Annotated in this window: 12 protein-coding genes; 8 read left to right on the top strand and 4 right to left on the bottom strand. The window is 64.9% G+C overall.

Annotated elements, in window-relative coordinates; genetic code table 11:
• Window positions 1-32 precede the first annotated feature (32 nt).
• Genes RA26_RS20575 through RA26_RS20560 form a run of 4 tightly spaced genes read left to right on the top strand, consistent with a single transcriptional unit; the run spans window position 33 to window position 3,783 of the window.
• Window positions 33-905 (top strand): carbohydrate ABC transporter permease, encoded by an 873-nt coding sequence (locus RA26_RS20575; RefSeq protein WP_039187046.1) that lies wholly within the window; start codon window positions 33-35, stop codon window positions 903-905.
• Window positions 898-1,797: a carbohydrate ABC transporter permease gene (locus tag RA26_RS20570; protein ID WP_019296495.1), complete on the top strand. Its 900-nt coding sequence runs from the start codon at window positions 898-900 to the stop codon at window positions 1,795-1,797. Before RA26_RS20575 ends, RA26_RS20570 begins: the two co-directional genes overlap by 8 nt.
• 4 nt (window positions 1,798-1,801) lie before the next feature.
• Window positions 1,802-2,899: an ABC transporter ATP-binding protein gene (locus RA26_RS20565; RefSeq protein WP_039187043.1), complete on the top strand. Its 1,098-nt coding sequence runs from the start codon at window positions 1,802-1,804 to the stop codon at window positions 2,897-2,899.
• Window positions 2,896-3,783: a glucokinase gene (locus RA26_RS20560; protein ID WP_039187041.1), complete on the top strand. Its 888-nt coding sequence runs from the start codon at window positions 2,896-2,898 to the stop codon at window positions 3,781-3,783. The genes RA26_RS20565 and RA26_RS20560 overlap by 4 nt, the downstream gene beginning before the upstream one ends.
• A 48-nt stretch (window positions 3,784-3,831) precedes the next feature.
• On the opposite strand, the gene RA26_RS20555 is transcribed toward RA26_RS20560, so the two are convergent.
• The 4 genes from RA26_RS20555 to RA26_RS20540 are packed head-to-tail and all read right to left on the bottom strand — an operon-like array spanning window position 3,832 to window position 7,426.
• Complete coding sequence (locus RA26_RS20555) at window positions 3,832-4,590, bottom strand: iron ABC transporter ATP-binding protein (protein ID WP_039187038.1); 759 nt, start codon at window positions 4,588-4,590, stop codon at window positions 3,832-3,834.
• Window positions 4,587-5,531 carry an iron chelate uptake ABC transporter family permease subunit gene (locus tag RA26_RS20550; protein WP_039187036.1) on the bottom strand — a complete coding sequence of 315 codons (945 nt, stop codon included), beginning with the start codon at window positions 5,529-5,531 and terminating at the stop codon, window positions 4,587-4,589. The genes RA26_RS20555 and RA26_RS20550 overlap by 4 nt, the downstream gene beginning before the upstream one ends.
• A complete protein-coding gene (locus tag RA26_RS20545) occupies window positions 5,524-6,510 on the bottom strand; it encodes an iron chelate uptake ABC transporter family permease subunit (protein WP_082015898.1) in 987 nt (328 codons plus the stop codon). Before RA26_RS20545 ends, RA26_RS20550 begins: the two co-directional genes overlap by 8 nt.
• Window positions 6,503-7,426: a siderophore ABC transporter substrate-binding protein gene (locus RA26_RS20540; RefSeq protein ID WP_039187033.1), complete on the bottom strand. Its 924-nt coding sequence runs from the start codon at window positions 7,424-7,426 to the stop codon at window positions 6,503-6,505. The genes RA26_RS20545 and RA26_RS20540 overlap by 8 nt, the downstream gene beginning before the upstream one ends.
• A 368-nt stretch (window positions 7,427-7,794) precedes the next feature.
• On the opposite strand from RA26_RS20540, the gene speA reads away from it, so the two are divergent.
• The 4 genes from speA to speB all read left to right on the top strand — a co-directional run bounded on the left by speA (window position 7,795) and on the right by speB (window position 13,108).
• A complete protein-coding gene (gene speA, locus RA26_RS20535) occupies window positions 7,795-9,681 on the top strand; it encodes a biosynthetic arginine decarboxylase (protein ID WP_039187031.1) in 1,887 nt (628 codons plus the stop codon).
• 76 nt (window positions 9,682-9,757) lie between these two features.
• Entirely contained in the window at window positions 9,758-10,969 is a 1,212-nt protein-coding gene (locus RA26_RS20530) for a saccharopine dehydrogenase family protein (protein WP_039187028.1), read from the top strand.
• A 109-nt stretch (window positions 10,970-11,078) separates the two neighbouring features.
• On the top strand, window positions 11,079-12,251 hold the full coding sequence (locus RA26_RS20525; RefSeq protein WP_039187025.1) for a carboxynorspermidine decarboxylase: 1,173 nt from the start codon (window positions 11,079-11,081) through the stop codon (window positions 12,249-12,251).
• Window positions 12,248-13,108, top strand: a complete 861-nt coding sequence (speB, locus tag RA26_RS20520; protein WP_039187022.1) for an agmatinase — start codon at window positions 12,248-12,250, stop codon at window positions 13,106-13,108. The genes RA26_RS20525 and speB overlap by 4 nt, the downstream gene beginning before the upstream one ends.
• Window positions 13,109-13,161: the final 53 nt, after the last annotated feature.

Below are 13,161 nucleotides of genomic sequence, written 5' to 3'. Positions count from 1 at the left end.
GATGCGGGGCCACCTATTCAAGGGCCGTTACCATGACTGAATGGCTTGAACGTCATATTCCGAAGATGGTGCTGGCACCGTCCTTCGCCGCGGTGCTGGTGTTTGTCTACGGCTTCATCGCCTGGACCGCCTGGGTCTCGCTGACCCGCTCCCGCCTGCTGCCGAAATACGAAATCGAAGGGCTGATCCAGTACGAGCGCCTGTTCAACGCGCCGCGCTGGGATACCGCGATGTCGAACCTGTTTGTGTTCGGCACGCTGTTCATCCTGATCTCCATGGTCCTCGGCCTGATGCTGGCTATCCTGCTGGACCAGAAGATCCGCACCGAGGGCGTCTTGCGCACCATCTACCTCTACCCGATGGCGCTGTCGCTGATCGTGACCGGCACCGCCTGGAAGTGGATCATGAACCCCGGCCTCGGCCTGGAGGCGATGGTCCGCGGCTGGGGGTTCGACAGCTTCACCTTCGACTGGGTGATCAACCCGGACAAGGCGATCTATGCGGTGGTCATCGCAGGTGTCTGGCAGGCGTCAGGTTTCGTGATGGCACTGTTCCTGGCGGGACTGCGCGGGGTCGATGGCGAGATCATCAAGGCCGCGCAGGTCGACGGCATCCCGGCTTGGCGGATCTATACCGCGATCATCATCCCTTCGATGGCGCCGATCTTCCTCTCCGCCTTCATCGTGCTGGCGCATCTGGCGATCAAGAGCTTCGACCTGGTGATTGCCCTTACCGGCGGCGGTCCCGGCTATGCCACCGATCTGCCCGCCACCTATATGTACACGATGGCCTTTTCCCGCGGCGACATCGGCCAGGCGGCCAGTTCCGCCATGGTGATGATGGGCGTGGTGTTCGCGATCATCGTTCCGTATCTCTACTCTGAGCTGAGGGCCAAACATGACTGATGTGACGCTTGCCCCCGCCGCCGCAGCCAGCCGCCGCAACTGGAGCCATTTCGCCCTGCGCTGGACGCTGTTCACCCTCCTGGGCCTGTTTGCCCTGTTCTACCTGATGCCGCTCTTTGTGATGATCACCACCTCGCTCAAAAGCCTGGAGGAAATCCGCACCGGCAGCCTGATCGCCTTCCCGCGCGAAGTGACGTTCGACGCCTGGCGCACCGCTTGGTCGGAGGCCTGCACCGGCATCCAATGCGAGGGCCTGCGCCCGTTCTTCTGGAACTCCGTCGTGATCGCGGTGCCTGCGGTGGCGATCTCCACCATGCTGGGCGCGGCCAATGGCTATGTGATCGCGCAATGGCGGTTCCGCGGCGCCAACCTGATCTTCTCGCTGATGCTGTTCGGCTGCTTCATCCCGTTTCAGGTGGTTCTGCTGCCGATGGCACGGATGCTGGGTCTGATGGGGCTGGCGGGCAGCATTCCGGGGCTGATCTTTGTCCATGTGATCTACGGCATCGGCTTCACAACGCTGTTCTTCCGCAACTTCTATGTCACCATCCCGCAGGATCTGGTGAAGGCGGCCAAGGTGGACGGCGCAGGCTTCTTCCGGATCTTCTGGTCGATCTTCCTGCCGCTATCGCTGCCGATCATCGTGGTGACCGTGATCTGGCAGTTCACCCAGATCTGGAACGACTTCCTGTTCGGCGTCTCCTTCAGCCAGGCGGGCACCCAGCCGGTGACCGTGGCGCTCAACAACATCGTCAATTCGACCACCGGCGTGAAGGAATACAACGTCGACATGGCCGCCGCGATCATCGCCGCGTTGCCGACACTTCTGGTCTATGCCGTCGCCGGCAAATACTTCATCCGCGGCCTGACCGCTGGCTCTGTGAAAGGGTAAACTCATGGCTCCCATTCTGGACATCACCAACCTGCGCAAAAACTACGGCGCAACCGAGATCCTGAAGGACATCAACGTCAGCATCGAGCCGGGCGACTTCCTGGTGCTGGTCGGCCCCTCCGGCTGCGGCAAGTCCACGCTGCTGAATTGCATCGCCGGATTAGAGCCGATCTCCGGCGGGCAGATCGAAATCGGCGGCCGCGACATGACCCATGTCAGCCCCAAGGACCGCGACATTGCCATGGTGTTCCAATCCTATGCGCTCTACCCGACGATGACAGTTGCCAGGAACATCACCTTCGGCATGAAGGTGCGCGGCGCCGATGCCGCCACTCAGGACCGCAAGCTGCAAGAAGTGGCAGCACAGCTGCAGATCGAGGCGTTGCTGGACCGCCGCCCTGGCCAGCTGTCGGGCGGCCAGCGCCAGCGGGTGGCAATGGGCCGGGCGCTGGTGCGCGACCCCAAGCTGTTCCTGTTCGACGAGCCGCTGTCGAACCTCGACGCCAAGCTGCGGGTCGAGATGCGCACCGAGATCAAGAAGCTGCACCACAACCTCGGCGCCACCATGGTCTATGTCACCCACGACCAGATCGAGGCGATGACGCTGGCAACCAAGATCGTGGTGATGAAGGGCGGGGTGGTGCAGCAGATCGGCACGCCGGCCGAGATCTACAACAAGCCCGCCAACCTGTTTGTGGCCGATTTCATGGGCAGCCCGGCGATGAACCTGATCCCGGCCCGGGCTGAGGGCAACGGCGAGGGCACACGGATCGAGATGGACTGCGGCGGCAGCGCCCCGATCGTGCTGAAGGACAGCCGCGCCACCGGCCTGCCGCAGGACGTGATCCTGGGCGTGCGCCCCGAGGACATTGCCGAGGCAGGCTTCCGCGCAGGCGAAGGCGTGCAGGAGGCCGCCTGTCTGATCGACATGGTGGAGCCCGCAGGTGCGGACACTTATGTGGTCTCCAACCTCGGCGGTAAACAGGTAACCGCGCGGCTGCATGCGGAGACGCGGGCGCAGCCGGGGCAGATGCTGGATCTGGCATTTGACCTGTCCAAGGTCTCCTACTTCTCGCCCGCAACCGGCGAGCGGCTGAATTGACCGGGCTGCGGCTGGCCGCCGATGTGGGCGGCACCAATACAAGACTGGGGCTGGCGAGAGACGGCGTGCTGCTGGCGGACACGGTGCAAAGCTTCCGCAACGACGCTTTTGGTAGCTTTGCCGAGGTGATGAACCTCTACCTGCAAACCGCCGCCCCCGGCGGCGTGGCAGAGGTCGCCATTGCCATCGCCGGACCGGTCACCGGCACCACCGCGCGGCTCACCAACCGGGACTGGCATTTCGACGCCGCGGCCCTGTCGCGGCATCTGAATGGCGCGCAGGTGCATCTGCTGAACGACCTCGCAGCACTGGGGCAGGCCTGTCCGCAACTGGGCGCTGAGTGCCTCGATACGGTGACCGCGCCATCGGATGCTCCGGGCAAAGACGGCCAGCGGCTGGTGGTGGGCATCGGCACCGGCTTCAACCTGTCGCCGGTGCTGCACGCCGGCGGCCAGGTGCAATGCCTGAACGTGGAATACGGCCATGTCAGCCTGCCGCTGGACGTGGCCCAGCACCTGCGCGGCCATGTGCCGGAGGCAGAGGCATTTGCCACGGTCGAACATCTGTTCTCCGGCCGCGGCCATGCAGCGGTGCGCGCGTATTTCCCCGAAGGCGGCGCCGGCACACCGGACTTCCAAGCCTTCTATGCACACTTGCTGGCGCTGCTGGCCCGCAACCTGATGCTGGCTTTCCTGCCCGCGCAGGGCATGTATTTCGCAGGTGCCGTGGCCCGCAGCATTCTCTCATCCCCGGCGCGGGCTGTCTTTGCAGAGCACTTCCGCCAGCCCTTCGCACTCGACGCCCGCATCGCCGCCCCGGTGCATGTCATCCTGGATGATGCCGCTGCACTGAAAGGCTGCGCGGCCCTGCGCCTGCCGGTATGATGGGTTGGCACCTCAAATTCAACATAACCATTATTACAATCCGCAACCTTACCGGTGGTACTGCGCAAACACCTGACCCTCCAGCCGCGTGATTGCCACCGGCGTCTGGTACAGCGCGGTCAGGCGCTCCGCAGTAGCAGCCTCTGCCACCGGACCCTGAAAGGCCACCTGCCCGTCCCGCAGCGCCACCACGTGATCGGACCAGCTGATCGCATAATTCAGATCATGCACCACGATCACGATCCCCTTGCCCTGCGCCTCTGCCAGATGCCGCAGCTGCGCCATCAGGTTGCGGGCGTGATTGAGGTCGAGGTTATTGAGCGGCTCGTCCAGCAGCAGCCAGTCGGTGTCCTGGGCATAGGCCATGGCGATAAAGGCCCGCTGCCGCTGGCCGCCGGACAGCTCATCCAGGAACCGGGTCTGCAGGCCGCCCAGATCAAACAGCGCCACCGCCCCGTCAATGGCAGCATGATCAGCAGGCCTCAGCCGCCCCGCGCTGTGCGGCCAGCGGCCAAAGCCGATCAGGTCGCGCACCCGGACCCGGCTGGCAACGCTCAGATGCTGCGCCACCACTGCCATCTTGCGCGCCAGCTGCGCCGGTGCTGCCTGCACTAGATCCATCCCATCCATGCGGATGCTGCCGCCCGCGGCGGTCAGCTGCCGGGCGATCAGATTCAGCAGCGTTGATTTGCCCGCGCCATTGGGACCGATCAGCGCCGTCACCCGCCCCGGCGGGATTTCAGCACTCACGTTTTGCAGGATGGGGTTTCCCGCGGCGCCGTAGCTGAGATTTGAGACTTGGATCACCGGATTTTTCCTCTCACCAGCAGGACAAGGAACAACAGACCGCCGCAGAACTCGATGACAACGGCCAGGGTGGATTGCAGATGCAGCAGCCGCTCGAACACCGTTTGCCCGGCCACAAGGATCAGCGCGCCTATCAAGGCGGCGGCGGGCAACAGCAGCGCGTGGCGGTGGCTCTGCATCAGGCTGTGGGCAAGGCTGGTGACCAGCAGGCCAAGGAAGGCCAGCGGCCCCACCAGCGCGGTCGCAACCGAAACCAGCGCCGCAATCAGGCACAGCACCCGCAGCTGCAGCCCGTCATAACCCACGCCAAGGCTGCGCGCCGGGGTGCGCCCCAGCGCGGCCACATCCAGGACACGGTGATTGCGTACCAGCCACAGGGCAGCCAGCGCCATCAGCGCCAGCCCCGCCATCAGCGCGGAGCGGTCGATGCCGCTGAACTGGGCAAACATCCGCGCCTCAACCATGGTGAACTCCGAAGGCTCCATCAGCCGCTGCAAAAAGGCGGTGAGGGTGCGGAACATCACCCCCAGCACCACGCCCGCCAGCACCATCAGCTGGATATCGTGGCGGGTGCGGCTAAGGAGGCTGGTGAACAGCACCAGCGCCGCTCCCAGCATCACCGCGGTTTCCAGCGCAAAGCCCGACAGGCCGCTTATCCGGCTGGCGCCCGCAGCGCCCAGCCCTGCCACCAGCCCGGTCTGCAGCAGCAGAAACAGCGCATCAAACCCCATGATCGAGGGCGTCAGGATACGGTTCTGGCTGATGGTCTGGAACAGGACCGTTGCCACGCCTGCTGAGGCGCCGACCGCCAGCAAGGCCGTCAGTTTGACCAGCCGCAGCTCCAGAATGTAGGCGGCTGGCCCGCGCAAGCCCCAGAACAGGAACAGCGCCGCCGTCGCCGCCAACAAGCAGCCCAGAACAATCAGCCGCCGGTCAGCCATTGGCCCGCCGCCCCAGCAGAAGGTACAGGAAAACAGCAGCACCAAAGATGCCAAAGACAGTGCCTGCCGGGATCTCATAGGGATACCGCAGCACACGCCCCAGGATATCGCAGACCAGCAGCAGCCCTGCCCCTGCAGCGGCCACAACCGGCAGGCTTTCGCGCAGGTTGTCGCCCATCAGGCGCGACACCAGATTGGGCACCACCAAGCCGATAAAGGGCAGCATCCCCACTGTCACAATCACCAGAGATGACACCAGCGACACGGTGACAATGCCAAACCCCAGCACCTGCCCGTAACGCAGGCCCAGGTTCAGGCTGACATCGCGCCCCAGCCCCGCAATGGTGAACTGATCGGCGGCAAAATAGGCCAGCAGCGCCAGCCCGCCCGCCAGCCACAGCAGCTCATACCGGCCCGCAAGGATGCCCGAGAACTCGCCGCTCATCCACACACCAAGGTACTGCAGCAGCCCGCCCTCGATGGCGATGAAGGTGGCCACCGCCATCAGAAGCCCGCCATAGACCAGCCCGGACAGGGGGATCAGCAGCACCTGATGCGGCGGGATGCGCCGCGCCAGCAGCATGAAGACACCGGTGCCCGCCAGCGCCGCCCCGGCGGCCGCCAGCATCTTGACCAGAATGGGCGCGCCGGGGGCCAGGAGCGTCACCGCAAGAAGGCCAAGCATCGCTGCCTCGCCGGTGCCGGTGGTGCCCGGCTCGACAAACTTGTTGCGCACCAGCAGTTGCATGATCACCCCGGCCACAGCCATCGCCGCACCGGTCAGCAGCACCGCGGCGGTGCGCGGGATGCGGCTGACCGCCAGCACCTGCAGCGCCTGCGGATCGCTCAGCAGCGTGCCCAGCGGCAGCGGCCCGGCCCCCACCAGCAGGCTGACCGCGGCCAGCGGCACCAGCAATCCCGCCGCCAGCAGCAGCCAGCGGCGCGGCGCAGGCGTATTGGGGGCGGCCAGATCAGCCACCGGCTTTGACGCCCTGCGAAAACCCGGCTTTGATTTCCTCCAATGTCGCGTTCATCGACTGGATGCCGCCGCCCGCCACATAGATATTGGCGGCGTTCAGATAAATCACCTGCCCCGCGGCCCAGGCCTTGGTGCCCGCCACCAGCGCGTTGTCCAGCGTCACTGCTGCCGCCTGATTGCCCTGCCCCAGCGCCACTGCCCGGTCCACCACGATCAGCCAGTCGGGATCTGCGGCGGCAATGAACTCGAACGAAATGGCCTCGCCATGGGTCTGCGCATCCAGATCCGGCACCGCCTCCGGCAGCTCCAGCGCCTGATGCAGCCAGCCGAACCGCGACTGCGCCCCGTAGGCCGACACCCGCGGCCCGTTGGTCATCACGATCAGCGCATCGCCACGCCCGGCCACTGCCGCCCTGGCCTCTGACAGCTTGGCGTTGAACGCCGCTTCCAGCTCTGCCGCCCGGTCTTCGCGCCCGGTCAGCTGTCCATAGCTGCGCAGCCGCGCCAGTGCCTGCTCTGCCAGATCGGTGTCCCAGATCGTCATGTCGATGGCCGGCGCAATCTCCGCCAGCGGCTCAACTTGGGTGGAAGACCGCCCGCCCGCCACGATCAGGTCCGGCGCCAGCATGGCAATCGCCTCGAAATCCGGCTCAAACAGCGTGCCGGCAGACTCGGCATGCTCCTTCAGATCATCCAGATAGCTCACGAACATCTCGGCAGGCAGGCCCACGGGCTGAACCCCGAGCGCGCCCAGCGTGTCCGCCGCAGCCACATCCAGAACCACGATTCTTTCAGGAGTTTCAGGCAGCTCGACCCTGCCGCGTGCGGTCTCCACCGCCAGTCCTTGCGCCGATGCCGCACCCGCCAGGGCGAAAAAAACCGGCGCGGCCAGTTGCAAAACCTTCCAATGTGCCATTTCCTGTCCTCGAATGAGATGGAATTCGGCTGGCTGACGAAGGCTTGCTGAAAATCAAGGGGGGCTTACCGGCACATGCGGCAAAAGTCCAGACGCGCCATTTCGCTGCCCCGGCGGCAGCCAGCGCATGCGCCCGCCCGGCGAAGGCGCGCAAATCACCGCCCTGCCTGCAGAAAACCTCTTGATGCAGCGGACCCCCGATTGTAAGGAGGCGGCCACCGCACGGTCCTGCACCTGATAAGGCTTCGACCCGAACCGTCAGCTTTGCACCTCCCAGCTCCCTCGAACTCTGGACAGAAAGGCCCCGCGATGCCGCACCGGCTCCCCCTCTCCGAATTCCCTAAACGCCCGGCACAGGCGCAAAGCCGATGAGCAGCGGCGAAACCTTCGAAGGCCTTTATGGCCTTGATGCCTGGGGCGGCGGCATGCTGGAGGTCACCCCGGACGGTGCCGTGGCGCTGCGGCTGCCGCAGGACCCGGACGCCAAGCCGACCCCGCTGCCGGAAGTGATCGCAGCGATTGAAGCGCGCGGCATTTCCGCCCCGGTGGTGCTGCGGGTGCACCAGTTCCTAGAACAATCGTTGAACCAGCTGCACGACGCCTTCAACGGCGCGATTGAGGCTGCGGGCTACAAGGGCCAGTACCGCGGCGTGTTCCCGATCAAGGTGAACCAGCAGGCCGAGGTGATCGGCCATCTGATGGCTGCGGGCCAGAAATTCAACTACGGGCTGGAGGCCGGCTCCAAGCCGGAGCTGATGATTGCCTTGTCGCAGCCCCTGCCCGAAGACGCGCTCTTGATCTGCAACGGATCGAAGGATGAGGCCTTCATCCGGCTGGCGATCCTGTCGCGCAAGCTGGGCCACAACACCGTCATCGTCATTGAGACGCTGGATGAATTCGACATCATCCGCCGGGTGGCAGAAGATCTGGACATCCGCCCGCTCCTGGGGGTGCGGGTCAAGCTGACCGAGCGCGTCACCGGCAAATGGCAGGAAAGCTCCGGCGACCGTTCCACCTTCGGGCTTGGCGCCCATGATCTTGTGACCCTGATGGACCGCCTGCGCGACAGCGGCTTTCTGGATTGCCTGGTGCTGCAGCACAGCCACCTGGGCAGCCAGGTGCCCAACATCTTCGACATCCGCCGCGCCGCGGATGAGGCCTGCCGCTTCTTTGTGGAACTGACCCGCATGGGCGCGCCGCTCACGCATATGGACCTCGGCGGCGGCCTGGGCGTCGACTACACCGGCGCCCGCCGTCCCGACGACAACTCGGTCAACTACACCGTCAACGAATACTGCACCAACATCGTTGAAACCATCCGCTACGCGCTGGATGAGGCGGGCCTGCCCCACCCCGCCATCGTCACCGAAAGCGGCCGCTTCGTTGTCGCGCATTCCTCGATCTTCATCTTCGAGGTGCTGGGCGCCACGCTCTATGACGCGCCGCAAAAGCCGGAGGTGCAGCCCGACGACCACCACCTGGTCTCCGACCTGATGGCGGTAGAGGCCTACATCGGCGCACCGCGCTTCCAGGAGGCGCTGAACGACGCGATCTATTACCGCGATGAACTGCGGGCGCTGTTCCGCCGCGGCCAGATCGGGCTGGCGCAGCTGTCGCGCGCCGAGCAGGCGTTCCTCTATCTGGCGGGTCTCTTCAAGGCCGCCGCCCGCGGCGACGAAAGCCTCACGGAGGCCGCCAGCGCCCTTGGCGCCTTCACCGACCACTATCAGGGCAATTTCTCGCTGTTCCAGTCGCTGCCGGACGTCTGGGCGATCGACCAGCTGCACCCGATGATGCCGCTGCAGCGCCTGAACGAGATGCCGTCGCGCAACGCGATGATCACCGACATCACCTGCGACAGCGACGGCAAGCTGGATCACTTCATCCTGGCCGACGGCACCTCCAACGCGCTGCCGGTCCACGACCTGCGCGAGGATGAGCACTACCTGATCGGCGTGTTCTTTGTTGGCGCCTATCAGGAAACCCTCGGCGACTTGCACAACCTGTTTGGCGATGCCAACGTGGTCACCATCTCTCTGGACGGCCAGGGCGGCTTTGATATCGAGCACGAGACCGAGGCCGATACCATCGCCGAGGTGCTGTCCTATGTCGAATACGACCCGCGCCAGTGCCTGGAGACCTTCCGCAAGCGGGTGGAACGCGCCGTGAAATCCGGCAAGGTCAACGCCGCGGAGCGACGCCAGATGATTGCCGCCTACAAGGACAGCCTTGCGGGCAGCACTTATTTCGACTGAAGCCGCCCCCCGGCTGACCACCCAGGGGCACATCGGAACACCGGGGCCCCGGCCCCATCTGCAAAGGAAAATACACATGGAAAAGGTTCTGGTTGTTGGCGCCGGCGGCGTCGGATCCGTATCGGTCACCAAGATGGCCATGCACCCGGAGATCTTTAAGGAGATCACCCTGGCCAGCCGCACGGTCTCCAAATGCGAAGAGATCGCCGCCAACGTCAAGGAACGCACCGGCGTCACCATCCGCACCGCGCAGCTGGACGCAATGAACGTCGCCGACACCGTGGCGCTGATCAAGGAAACCGGCGCTGAGCTGCTGGTGAACCTCGCCCTGCCCTATCAGGATCTGGTGCTGATGGACGCCTGCCTCGAGGCCGGCATTCACTATCTCGACACCGCCAACTATGAGCCCGAAGACGAGGCCAAGTTCGAATACAAATGGCAGTGGGCCTATCAGGAGCGTTTCAAGGAAGCGGGCCTGACTGCGATCCTGGGCGCCGGTTTCGACCCGGGCGTCACCTCGATCATGGCCACCTGGGTGCGCAAGCACAAGCTGGAGGGCATCCGCCTGATCGACGTGCTGGACTGCAACGGCGGCGACAACGGCAAACCGTTTGCCACCAACTTCAACCCGGAAATCAACATCCGCGAAGTTACCGCCCCGGCCCGCCACTGGGAAGGCGGCGCCTGGGTCGAAAGCCCGGCGATGACCCATAAGTACGAATTCGACTTCCCCGCCGTGGGCAAGAAAAACATGTACCTGATGTATCACGAGGAACTGGAGTCTCTGTCGACCCACTTCCCCGAGATCGAGCGCGCCCGCTTCTGGATGACCTTCGGCGATGCCTACATCAACCACGTCACCGTGCTGCAGAACGTCGGCATGACCGGCATCGAGCCGGTGATGCACAACGGCCAGGAAATCATCCCGCTGCAGTTCCTGAAAACCGTGCTGCCGGACCCCTCCGAACTGGGTGAGCTGACCAAAGGCAAGACCTGTATCGGCGACATCATCACCGGCCCGGCCAAGGACGGCGGCGCAGAGAAGACCTATTACATCTACAACATCTGCGACCACGAGGAATGCTATGCCGAGGTCGGCAGCCAGGCGGTGGCCTATACCACCGGCGTGCCGGCGATGATCGGCGCGGCGATGGTGATGAACGGCACTTGGCGCGAGCCGGGCGTGTGGAACACCGAACAGCTGGACCCGGATGCCTTCATGGACATGCTGAACACCGACGGCCTGCCCTGGCAGGTGGTCGAACTGGAAGGCCACCCGGAGTTCTAAGCGCTCCAAGACACCGGCTGCGGGCATCCACTGCCCGCGGCCAGACATTTCGGGCTGGTTTCTTCAGAAGCCGGCCCTTTCCGTTCCCGCCGCAACGAAAGACCCCGCCATGGACATCAAAGCACTCTCCACCGAAAGCTTTGCCCGTTTCGACCTGCACCGTGTGCCCTCCCCCTGTTTCGTGGTGGATGAGGTCGCGGTGGAGCGTAACCTGACGATCCTGAAACAGGTGGCGGATGCCTCCGGTGCCAATGTCTTGCTGGCGCTCAAGGCGTTCTCGATGTTTGCCGTTGCCCCGCTGGTACGGCGCTACCTGTCCGGCACCTGCGCCTCCGGACTTTACGAGGCGCGGCTGGCGCGCGAGGAATTCGGCGGCGAGGTCACCACCTATTCCGCGGGCTTCAAGGCCGAGGACCTGCCGGAAATCATCCGCCTGTCGGATCACCTGATCTTCAACTCCCCCGCCCAGCACCGCCGCTTCGCCCCCCTGATCGCAGAGGCCCGCGCGAAGGGTGAGACCATCTCCATCGGCCTGCGCGTGAACCCCGAGCATTCCGAAGGCTGGAACGAGAAATACGACCCCACCGCCCCCTGCTCGCGCCTCGGCACGCCGGTGTCGCAGCTGAGCGATCAGGACTGGGAAGGCGTCGAGGGCCTGCATATGCACACGCTCTGCGAACAGCTGTTCGAACCGCTGCAGCGCACCTTCGCTGCACTGGAAGAGAAGATGGGCGCCCGCCTCAAGCAGCTCAAATGGATCAACCTCGGCGGCGGCCACCACATCACCATGCCGGACTATAACCGCGACGGGCTGATCGCCCTGATCCGCCACATCCGCGAAACCTACGATGTCGAGGTCTTTATCGAACCGGGCGAGGCGGTGGCGCTGCATTCCGGTATTCTGGTGGGCGAGATTCTGGACGTCGCCGAAAACGCCATGCCGCTGGCTATCACAGATATCTCCGCCACATGCCACATGCCCGACGTGATCGAGGCCCCCTACCGCCCCGACCTCCTGGGCGAAGTCTCAGACGTGCCGCCGCACCGGCTGGGCGGGCCGTCCTGCCTCGCGGGCGATGTGATCGGCGACTACGCGTTTGCGACGCCGCCGCAGCCCGGCGACCGCATCGCCTTCCTTGACCAGTCGCATTACTCGATGGTCAAAACCAACACTTTCAACGGCGTTCCCCTGCCCGCGATTGCGCTGTGGAACTCCGAAACGGACGCGCTGAAACTCCTGCGCACCCCCTCCTATGATGATTTCAAGGACCGCCTGTCATGACCTACTTTCTCGAAGGCGAACTGAGCGACGCCGAACGCGACCCCGCCACCGCGCGCTTCCGGGTGATCCCGGTGCCGCTGGAACGCACCGTCTCCTACGGCGGCGGAACCGAAGGCGGGCCTGAGGCCATTCTTGAAGCCAGCGTCGAGCTGGAACGCCTCTACCGCGACGCAGAACCCTGCTCCGCAGGCATCGTGACCGAGGACGCCATCGACTGCACCGGCCCGCTGCCCCAGGTGATGGAGCGCATCGCCGCCCGCACCGAGGCCGCGGTGGCCGCAGGCGCGGTGCCGGTGACGCTGGGCGGCGAACACGCGCTCAGCTACGGCGCGGTGCGCGGCGTGGCCCGCGCGCTGGGGCGCCCCGTGGGCATCGTCCAGATCGACGCCCACGCCGACCTGCGCAAGGCCTATCAGGACGAACGCCACTCCCACGCCTCGGTGATGCAGCTGCTGGCCGAGGAAGACGGGATCCGCATCGCCCAGTACGGCGTCCGCGCCATGAGCCAGGAAGAGGTCGACCGCCGCGCCGCCTGCCAGGTGATCTCCATCGACGCAGAGGAGCTGGTCACCGGCAACATCCAGTCGGTTACCTTGCCCGAAAATTTTCCGCAGGACGTCTATGTCTCCTTTGACGTGGACGGTCTGGACCCGGCGATCCTGCCTGCCACCGGCACGCCCGTCCCTGGCGGCCTTGGATATTATCAGGCGCTCAACATCGTGCGCTCAGCGCTGGCGGGCCGCAATCTGGCCGGCTGCGACGTGGTGGAACTGGCCCCGACTGAGGACAGCCGGGTGTCGGAATTCACCACCGCCCAGATCACCTATGCGCTGATGTCCTTCGCAGCGGCCAAATAGAGCTTTGGCAGCCGGGGGCATCCGCCTCCGGCCGCCGCGCGTGCGCGGCAAAA

The sequence above is a fragment of the Leisingera sp. ANG-M7 genome, from assembly GCF_000813965.1.
Taxonomy (GTDB): Bacteria; Pseudomonadota; Alphaproteobacteria; order Rhodobacterales; family Rhodobacteraceae; genus Leisingera.
The sequence above is the reverse complement of the archived record's forward strand: the minus strand, read 5'-3'. Positions and strand labels throughout refer to the sequence as shown.

Bases quoted from the DNA above. Each gene is read 5' to 3' on its own strand.
- RA26_RS20575 (WP_039187046.1), top strand. From the start codon at position 33: ATGACTGAATGGCTTGAACGTCATATTCCGAAGATGGTGCTGGCACCG.
- RA26_RS20570 (WP_019296495.1), top strand. From the start codon at position 898: ATGACTGATGTGACGCTTGCCCCCGCCGCCGCAGCCAGCCGCCGCAAC.
- RA26_RS20565 (WP_039187043.1), top strand. From the start codon at position 1,802: ATGGCTCCCATTCTGGACATCACCAACCTGCGCAAAAACTACGGCGCA.
- RA26_RS20550 (WP_039187036.1), bottom strand. From the start codon at position 5,531: ATGGCTGACCGGCGGCTGATTGTTCTGGGCTGCTTGTTGGCGGCGACG.
- RA26_RS20540 (WP_039187033.1), bottom strand. From the start codon at position 7,426: ATGGCACATTGGAAGGTTTTGCAACTGGCCGCGCCGGTTTTTTTCGCC.
- speA (WP_039187031.1), top strand. From the start codon at position 7,795: ATGAGCAGCGGCGAAACCTTCGAAGGCCTTTATGGCCTTGATGCCTGG.
- RA26_RS20530 (WP_039187028.1), top strand. From the start codon at position 9,758: ATGGAAAAGGTTCTGGTTGTTGGCGCCGGCGGCGTCGGATCCGTATCG.
- RA26_RS20525 (WP_039187025.1), top strand. From the start codon at position 11,079: ATGGACATCAAAGCACTCTCCACCGAAAGCTTTGCCCGTTTCGACCTG.
- speB (WP_039187022.1), top strand. From the start codon at position 12,248: ATGACCTACTTTCTCGAAGGCGAACTGAGCGACGCCGAACGCGACCCC.